Source organism: Acinetobacter sp. V2, from assembly GCF_001188385.1.
In the GTDB taxonomy this organism is placed as follows: Bacteria; Pseudomonadota; Gammaproteobacteria; order Pseudomonadales; family Moraxellaceae; genus Acinetobacter; species Acinetobacter oleivorans.
The window spans coordinates 42,766-52,015 of the sequence record NZ_JZFB01000004.1 but is presented as its reverse complement, the minus strand read 5'-3'; the positions used below and the strand labels follow the sequence as shown (position 1 = coordinate 52,015).

Annotated in this window: 7 protein-coding genes; 5 read left to right on the top strand and 2 right to left on the bottom strand. The window is 39.3% G+C overall.

Going from position 1 to position 9,250, the window contains the following annotated elements:
• On the bottom strand, nt 1-2,319 hold a 2,319-nt coding region (locus UC75_RS13195), incomplete at its 3' end, for an ATP-binding protein (RefSeq protein WP_228137363.1).
• A 172-nt stretch (nt 2,320-2,491) separates the two neighbouring features.
• Here UC75_RS13195 and cysM point away from each other — a divergent pair.
• Genes cysM through UC75_RS13175 form a run of 4 tightly spaced genes read left to right on the top strand, consistent with a single transcriptional unit; the run spans nt 2,492 to nt 7,993 of the window.
• Nucleotides 2,492-3,424, top strand: coding sequence for a cysteine synthase CysM (gene cysM, locus UC75_RS13190; protein ID WP_005302386.1), 933 nt, complete (start codon nt 2,492-2,494; stop codon nt 3,422-3,424).
• Nucleotides 3,425-3,436: 12 nt separating this feature from the next.
• Nucleotides 3,437-4,255, top strand: coding sequence for a 3'-5' exonuclease (locus UC75_RS13185; RefSeq protein ID WP_049837872.1), 819 nt, complete (start codon nt 3,437-3,439; stop codon nt 4,253-4,255).
• A 9-nt stretch (nt 4,256-4,264) separates the two neighbouring features.
• Entirely contained in the window at nt 4,265-5,656 is a 1,392-nt protein-coding gene (gene rlmD / locus UC75_RS13180; RefSeq protein WP_049837871.1) for a 23S rRNA (uracil(1939)-C(5))-methyltransferase RlmD, read from the top strand.
• Between the two features lie 30 nt (nt 5,657-5,686).
• A complete protein-coding gene (locus UC75_RS13175; protein WP_005302395.1) occupies nt 5,687-7,993 on the top strand; it encodes a RelA/SpoT family protein in 2,307 nt (768 codons plus the stop codon).
• Nucleotides 7,994-8,041: 48 nt separating this feature from the next.
• Here the strand turns inward: UC75_RS13175 and UC75_RS13170 are convergent, their stop codons facing one another.
• Complete coding sequence (locus UC75_RS13170) at nt 8,042-8,815, bottom strand: SDR family oxidoreductase (protein ID WP_049837870.1); 774 nt, start codon at nt 8,813-8,815, stop codon at nt 8,042-8,044.
• A gap of 112 nt (nt 8,816-8,927) precedes the next feature.
• On the opposite strand from UC75_RS13170, the gene UC75_RS21675 reads away from it, so the two are divergent.
• The coding region (locus UC75_RS21675) for a MazG nucleotide pyrophosphohydrolase domain-containing protein (protein WP_322842906.1) at nt 8,928-9,250 on the top strand (323 nt) is incomplete at its 3' end.

Genomic DNA, 9,250 nt, shown 5'->3' with positions numbered 1-9,250 from the left:
GACATAGTCATTCATGCCTACTTTAAGGAGTTTTTGCTTTTCATCGGCTAGTGCATGGGCAGTTAATGCAATAATTGGAAGTTGCATTTCTCCGTCTAATGTCGACTCTAAAGAACGAATAGCACGAGTGGTATCAATGCCTGACATGACAGGCATTTGAATATCCATAAACACTAAATCAAATGGTTTAAGTTTTTGGTCAATTCGCTCTTGGATCAGGTTAAGAGCTTCTTGGCCACTGAGTGCTTTAGTTGTTTTAACGTTAAGTTCACCGAGTAAGGCTTCTAAAACAATTAAGTTAGGAAGATGGTCATCCACTGCCAGAATGTGTAGACCCTGACCATTAAAGTCTTGTTGTTCCTCTTCAAAAATAGGTTGATCATTTAATAATTGAATGAGTCCGCTTCGACTTAATGGTTGATAGAGAGGACGAGCTCGATATTCATTGAGCATGTTTGGCTCAAGTGTCATTTGATAGCCATAGACGGCTAAATTGCCTTGATAACGGCTACGGATTTCTTTTAATAACGCTTCAGTGTCGCCGCTATGGTCAACAATGAGCCATGTATTATCTTTCTGATCAAGATGTTTTAAACGGCTAAACAAGTCCAGAATCGATTGTGTTTCGATATGAGGAACATGATAATTTTCAAGGTAGTAACGTAAAACACTTGCTGTAGCAGGGTGTGCAAGATACGACACCACTTGTAAATGCTCGAAGTGCGGGTGTTCGATTTCGTAATCTTCATCTACTACAAATTGTGCGGTAAACCAGAAAGTCGAACCTTTTTCTGTTGGAGCACGTTCTTGGTTATCTTCAAAACCAATTTGACCATGCATGAGATGAACAAGCTGTTTAGAAATAGCTAAACCTAAACCTGTACCACCAAATTGACGTGTAACTGAGGCATCACCTTGCGAGAATGATTCAAATAGTTTTTTACGGTCTGTGCCACTTAAACCAATACCACTATCTTGAACACTGAAATGAAGCAGACATTGCCCAATATCATCATGTTCCATACGAACACGAACAATAATTTCGCCATCTGGAGTGAACTTGATCGCATTAGAAATTAAGTTGGTCAGAATTTGCTTGAAGCGTAAAGCATCGCCAATCACTTCTTGTGGAATGTTGTCCGCATAGTAAAAAGCCATGGCAATATGTTTTTGAGCAGCCAATGGAGATAGCATATCCATGACATCAAAGATGGCTTCTTCTAAATCAAAAGGTGCTGTTTCAAGTTCTAACTTACCTGCATCAATTTTCGAGAAATCTAATACATCGTTAATTAATGCCAATAAATGGGCAGATGACTTGCGAATGGTTTGTAAATAAAGATTTTGCTCATTATTTAAATTTTGCTGACGAAGCAATAAATGAATAAAGCCATCAATACTGTTTAGAGGTGTTCGAAGCTCATGACTAATATTTGCCAAGAAAACTGACTTCGCTTGGTTTGATGAAATCGCTTGGTCACGTGCTTGACGATAAGTAATGTTTTGGACTTCTAAGGTATCTAGTGTTCTGCGTAAATCTTCTTCTGTTTGTTCAGTATGTTCTTTTAATTCTAAAAAGCTAAAGTGTAATCGCTTAACAACATTTGCAATATCACGCTGTAATAAGCGTAGCTCCCCAGTACTGTTAATGACTAGGTGCTGATCTAAAGTATCTGCATTTAGGCGTTGTAACTGCATGCGAATTTCATACATCGGCGCAATCCAGCGACGAGAATAAAAATTCAAGCACAGTAAAAGTAGTAATAATGTCATTAATCCAGTAATGACGAGGGCAATCATAATGCGATAACGTGCTAACTCTAGAGGCTGGTTATCCATTTCAATCATTAACCAAACTGGGGCTTTTCCAGCTTTATTGCTAATTTGCAGTCCATAAATATTATTGTGGTTATAAGAGATTGGACCGAAAAAACTATTATTACTAGGAAAGCTCGGCCAATAACGATTATCACGATAACCAATGCTTAAATAAGTCTGTCCATTGTTATCAATTAATACCGCGCGTTTAAGATTTTTTTCGCTAAACATGCTTTGCATGATGTGCTGGGCATGATCGTATTCATCGGGTTCTAGTTCGACTAGCGTATATAAATCTTTCGCAATTTGATTGTAGCGAGCTAAAATTGCTGAGGCGTGATGTAGCTGTTGTTGTTTTACAGAATGTGACGTTTCAGTTAAAACCAGAAAAGCACCGACCCCTGTTAAAATCATAATCGGCACAAAAATTAGAGCAATCAATTGCCCATATGCATGATTCAGACGTAAGCGTTTCGATAAGGTTTTATTGAAATTAGACATGGCTACATCAGATTTATCTCTCTGTACGGCATCTTATCACGCTTTATTTTAAAACAGACGGCATTTTATAAATGACCGAGCTTTAATCGCTTTCATGAAAAAGCATATTGAAATGGGTGCAGTAACGAGCATTTTTTCATACAATAGGCGCACCTCGATATAGGTATTGATCATGAGTAATACACAACCTGACTTTTTAGCCGACGAATTTTTGTTAGATCACTATGTAGGTAAGACGCCTCTAGTTCGTTTGCAGCGATTAGCTTCTCATACGCAAGCGACGGTTTTAGCAAAATTAGAAGGTAATAATCCGGCAGGTTCTGTAAAAGACCGTCCTGCATATAACATGATTATGCAGGCAGAAAAACGTGGTCAAATTAAGCCAGGCGACACCTTGATTGAGGCAACCAGTGGGAACACAGGTATTGCTTTGGCAATGGTTGCTGCAATGCGTGGCTATAAAATGAAACTTATTATGCCGAACAACATGAGTCAGGAGCGTAAAGATGCGATGCTGGCTTATGGCGCAGAGCTGATTGAAGTAACGCCGCAGCAAGGTATGGAAGGTGCACGTGATTTAGCCTTGCAAATGGAAAAAGAAGGTAAGGGGCACGTTTTAAATCAGTTTGGTAATCCTGATAATGTTGAAGCTCATTACTTAACAACTGGTCCTGAAATTTGGAAGCAAACAGGTGGGAAAATCACCCATTTTGTAAGCTCAATGGGTACGACTGGTACCATCATGGGTGTTTCTAAATATTTAAAAGAACAAAACCCAGATATTCAAATTATTGGTTTGCAACCAGCAGATGGCTCAAGCATTGCTGGTATTCGCCGTTGGCCAAAAGAATATTTACCTACTATTTTTGATAGTAGCCGTGTAGATCGTACTATTGATATTCCACAAATTGATGCTGAAAAAACAATGCGTAAATTAGCGCGTATGGAAGGCATTAGTGCGGGTACATCTTCAGGTGGCGCGGTATGGGCATCCATCAAAATTGCAGAAGAAAATCCAGATGCTGTTATTGTTTGCATTATCTGTGACCGTGGCGACCGCTACTTGTCTACAGGATTGTTTTCAGTACAGGACGATAACTCATAATTGAGAGAAATAATGCGTTTCCCAACCTTAGTTTTTGATATTGAAACTTTAACTGATTTAAAAGCGGGAGCGCATTTATATCATCTTGATTTACCAGAGGCTGATGTAGAGCAAGCATTGACTAAACTCCGTCGTCAAGAATCAGGCATGGATTTTCAGCGCTTACCTTTGCATGAAATTGTTTGTATTTCTGGTCTATGGATTGATGAGTCTGGTTTTAGATTATTCTCTTTTAGTCGTGAACAATATTCTGAAGCTGAGATTTTGCAAAAGTTCTTGTCAATTTTTGATAAGCGTCATCCGACTTTAGTGAGTTGGAACGGCTCACAATTTGATTTACCCGTTATTCTGTTTCGCGCAATGTATCATGGGCTTTCTGCACCAGGTCTATTTGATCAAGGTGAGATTGATAGCCAGAAGCGTTTTAATAATTACCAAAACCGTTATCACCATCGCCACATTGATTTAATGGACGTGATGGCAATGTTTAATGGGCGTAATTTTCAAAAGCTTGATGATATTGCCTGCATTTTAGGTTTGCCAGGTAAACGTGGTGAATCGGGTTATCATGTGCCTGAATATGTTCGTAATCAACAGTGGTTAAAATTGACTAGCTATTGTGAAGGGGATGTACTCAATACATGGTTTATTTATTTACGTTGGCTCGTGCTAAAAGGCCAGTTGAGCGTAGATGAACATAACCACTGGATTAGTTCGAGTATTGAATATTTACAGACTATGCCACAGCAAGCCGATTTCCTTGAAGTATGGGAACGTACTTCGAAACATACTGAATTTACTTCTCACTATTTTAATCCTTCAGATTTTTAGGTTCATCCTTTGAAACAACAAGCCAAATCTCGCAAGCCTCAACAACCTGAATATATTTTTCAAGTTGAAACACTTTCTCATGAGGGGCGGGGAATTGCGCATTATGGTTCTCATCCTGATCATCCAGCAGATAAGCATGGCAAGAAAGTTTTTATTCGCTATGCATTGCCTGGAGAAACTGTAAAGGCTCAGATTACCCATCAAGCAAAGCGTCTTGAAGAGGCTGAGATGGGACAGTTGTTAGGAGAACCTTCAACTCATCGCATAGATGCAATTTGTCCTCATTATGGTATTTGCGGTGGCTGTAGCATGCAGCATATCCATCCTGATGAACAAATCCGTTTAAAGCAAAGTGTACTGCAATCGCATCTACAGCACTTTGCAGGTATTCAACCTGAACAGTGGCTTGAGCCAATTCGATCTTTACAAACAGATTATCGTCGTCGTGCTCGAATAGGGGTGCGCTATCTGCCGAAGCCAGATCGCTTAATTATGGGGTTTCGTGAACATCATAGTAATCGGCTAACTTCTATCCACACTTGTAGTGTTTTGGATAAAAAACTATCAGATAGCTTGCCTGAGCTGCGTATTTTACTCCAAAGTCTAAAAGGCAAAGCGCACATAGGTCATGTAGAATTAGCAAAAGGTGATCATGAAATTTCTTTGTTGGTTCGTCATGTAGAAAAATTAAACAATTCTGATGTCAACCAATTAAAGCAATTTGCGTTAGACAAAGGGTGGCAGTTGTATTTACAGCCTAAGGGGCCTGAAAGTATTCATCGTATTGATGATGAAAAAGGTGCTCTACGTTTACACTATGCCTTAGAGCGGTTTGATGTAAATTTTGCTTTTTCGCCATTGGATTTTACTCAGGTCAATGCCACAGTAAATGAACAAATGGTTCAATTGGCATGTGAATTGCTTCAATTGCAACCAGGTGAAAAGGTACTTGATCTATTTTGCGGTTTAGGCAATTTCTCACTCCCGTTAGCACGATGTGTTGGTGAGAGTGGTCAGGTTGTCGGTGTGGAAGGGAGTGAAGAAATGGTGCAGCGGGCAACAGCTAATGCAAAATGCAATAGTTTGGTGCAAGCAACCTTCTTTTCACAAGATTTAACAAAAGATTTTTCGCATCATTCTTGGGCAAATCAAGGATTTGATGCATTATTGATTGATCCTCCTCGTGCTGGTGCATATGAAATTATGCAGTATGTATCAAATTTTGGAGCAAAAAGAATCGTTTATGTATCATGTAATCCAGCTACACTGGCAAGGGATGCGGGTGTTTTGGTCCAATATGGTTACCAGTTAAAAAAAGCAGCTGTGATGGACATGTTTACGCACACAGAACATGTTGAATCCATTGCACTATTTGAAAAAATTCAAGAGATAAACGATTAAAAACATGAGTTACATATTGAGGAGAATGGTATGGTCACAGTACGTGAACAGTTACCTGAACAACTAACTGAGTTGTCCGAGGAAACGACTGTAGAGCATGCCGCCGAAACGCAAATCGGTTTAGCCTCATGGTTGGATCGGGTGCGTGAAATATTAGACGGGGCGAAGCTTGAACAGCTTGAGCAGGTTGCTCATTTAACCCTGCAAAAAGAGTTGGACTCAACGGTTAATCATCGTTCAAATACTTTCGCTACAGGCGTTGGAATGGCTGACATTCTGGCGCATCTCCATGTAGATGAAGATACTCTATCGGCAGCAATGCTCTATCGTAGTGTGCGTGAAGACATTACTGATATAGAAGAAGTAAAACAGAAATTTGGGGAGCAGGTCTATAACCTTGTCAAAGGCACTTTGGCAATGGGTAAGCTCTCGGAACTCATTGAGAAAAATAAACGGTTAGAAGATCATTTTAATAATAATCAACGAGAACATTTAAGTGGCATTTATAAAATGCTAATTTCGGTTACCGAAGATGTTCGTGTTGTTTTAATTAAACTTGCTGAACGTACCTATTCTTTACGAGAACTAGCAAATTCATCTCGTGAACGTCAAGAACGCGTAGCACGTGAAATTCTTACTATTTATTCGCCATTGGCGCATCGACTCGGTATTGCCCAGCTTAAATGGGAGCTTGAAGATCTCGCTTTTCGCTATTTAGCGCCAGATCGTTATAAAGAAATTGCGTCATTACTGAATGAAAAACGATTAGAGCGCGAACACTATATTCAGTTCGTAATTGATCGTTTAAAAAATGAGTTAGCATCTTACGGAATCGAGTCAGAAATCACAGGTCGAGCGAAGCACATTTATTCGATTTATCGAAAAATGAAAAGCAAAAACCTGAGTTTTGATCAGCTTTATGATATTCGTGCCTTACGTGTATTGGTCAATAGCGTTCCTGAGTGTTATCACTCTTTGGGTATTGTTCATCAAATCTGGCGTCATATTCCGCATCAGTTTGATGACTATATTACCAACCCGAAAGCAAATGGTTATCGCTCTTTGCATACTGCTGTAATTGCCGAGAATAAATCGCTTGAAGTACAAATTCGTACTCATGAGATGCATGACGAAGCAGAATTAGGCGTATGTTCGCACTTTAACTATAAAGAAGGTTCAAAGAATACTGACCATTCCTTTAATCATCGTTTGCATTCATTACGTGCTGTTTTAGAGCACTATCAAGAGCGCAATGAAACGACGGTACATCAAAACGAAGATGAAACAGAAGGCTTTGAACAGTTACAAGACTTTGAAGGCTTTGAGAAGATTTACGTTTTTAGTCGTGATGGTGATATTAAGGAATTGCCACGTGGCTCAACAGTTTTAGATTTTGCTTACCATGTCCATACGGAAGTAGGCAACAAGTGTTATGCAGCGCGAGTTAACCAGCGCTATGTGCCACTTACCTATACTTTAAAAACTGGTGAGCAGGTTGAGATTTTAACTAAAAAAGATCGTGATCCAAACCGAGATTGGTTGGTCAATTCTTTAGGTTATATTAAAACCTCTCGCGCCCGTGACAAGCTACGTCATTGGTTTAGACAGCAAGATCGTAGTAAAAATCTTGAAGTTGGCCGTGAACTTCTTAATAAAGAGTTAGCTCGTCTAGCGATTCACCCAAAAAGTATCGACCTAAATGATTACTCATCACATTTTAACGTGAAAACGGGTGATGACATTTTGGTGAGTCTAGTAAGCGGTGATATTAGCTTACATGCCTTGATTAATCAGGTGAACCGTCAAATGCATCTAGATCAGGATGAACCTGAACTAGTGCTTAAACCAGCATTAAATCCACGTGCTAGCCATACATTGTCAGCTCATGGAATTTTAATTGACGGTTTAGACAATGTGGAACTGCATATCGCGCAGTGCTGTCAGCCCGTACATGGTGAGTCAATCGCTGGATATATTACTTTGAATCGTGGTGTTAGCATCCACAAAGTCATTTGTTCAGACTACCAACGTATGATTAAGCAAGAACCAGAGCGTGCTGTTGAAGCCGACTGGGAAATGCAGCCAACACGAGGTCAAAGCGTTCAAATTGTGGTGGAAGCGTATGATCGTCGTGGTTTGCTTAAAGACTTAACTCAAGTGATTTTCTCTGACCAAATCAATATTCGTCAGGTCAATACAATTTCTGAGGCAGATGGTATTGCCAATATGAAGTTGTTAATTGAGGTTAAGGGTTTAGCGCAACTTTCTCGCTTATTGGCTCGTTTAGAGCAGCAACCTGGAATTATTAGCGCACGACGCATGATTCAAGGTGTTTAATTAAATTGAGTAAAAAGGCTGTCAAATGACAGCCTTTTTTATATTGGATTATTTTCTCGATAAATAAATGTTAGTGAGCCGATTTAAAAACTGAGGGCTTAAAGTTGAGAGTTGATAAAGTAGTTTGGTTTTTATACCAACTGGAGTGTGAGTAGGCGTCCAGAAATGAGCCTTTTTCTCTACAAGCATAAGTACCTGTTGAGCAATATCATTTGGAGTTAAATCTACCCCCATATTTTGAATAGTGCCTGCATCCATATTGTTAACCATTGCAGTTTGCACAAATAGGGGCATCACATCTAAAACGCGAATACCATATTTTTTCCATTCCACATCTAAACCTTCAGTAATTCCACGAACAGCAAATTTACTGGCTGAGTAAGAAATAAGGTCAGCTTGGCCATAAATTGCAGAAGCTGAAGATAGATTGATAACACGTGCAAAAGACGCTTGCTTTAAATAAGGTAGGGCAGCATGACAGCCATTGATGACACCGTTTACATTAATATTTATTGTTCTTTGGTGAGCTTTAATATCAGTTGTTTCAAATGCACCAGAATATAAAATACCGGCATTATTTACTAAGATGTTGAGTTCGCCAGCCCATTCAGTAAATTCTTTTAATATGTGTTGCCATTGGTCGTAATCACTTACATCTAGATAGCCGGCACGGGCATTTGGCCCTAAGTCGTTTGCTAATTCTTGAGCAAGCGATTCATTAATATCATAAATGCCTACTTTATATCCTTGTTTGTAGAATACGCGTGCAATTTCAGCCCCAATACCTTGAGCGGCACCACTAATCAGAATACTGTATCTCATCTTTTTTCTCTTTGTCAGTACAATAGTGCGACTGATTTAATCGCTTTGATTTTGATCATAACAAATTAAAATCTTAGTTTTACTGACCGACTTTTTAAACTTGAGGGTTACCATGGATAAATTGCTTAAAATCATGCAAGAGTTACGAGAAAAATGTCCGTGGGATCAAGAGCAAACCCCAATGTCACTGACTAAATATGCGATTGAAGAAGCATATGAAGTTGAGGCGGCTGTTCGTCAGGGTAATATCGATGAAATCAGAAATGAGCTAGGCGATTTGTTATTACAAGTCGTGTTTCAATCACAAATGTTTAGTGAGCAAGGTGCTTTTAACTTTCAAGATGTGGTTGAGGCAATAAGTGAAAAGTTAATACGCCGTCATCCACATGTTTTTCAGGCAGATCAATTTAATAACTTAACGCCAGAGCAAGTAAG

Bases quoted from the DNA above. Each gene is read 5' to 3' on its own strand.
- UC75_RS13175 (WP_005302395.1), top strand. From the start codon at position 5,687: ATGGTCACAGTACGTGAACAGTTACCTGAACAACTAACTGAGTTGTCC.
- UC75_RS13170 (WP_049837870.1), bottom strand. From the start codon at position 8,815: ATGAGATACAGTATTCTGATTAGTGGTGCCGCTCAAGGTATTGGGGCT.
- UC75_RS13185 (WP_049837872.1), top strand. From the start codon at position 3,437: ATGCGTTTCCCAACCTTAGTTTTTGATATTGAAACTTTAACTGATTTA.
- cysM (WP_005302386.1), top strand. From the start codon at position 2,492: ATGAGTAATACACAACCTGACTTTTTAGCCGACGAATTTTTGTTAGAT.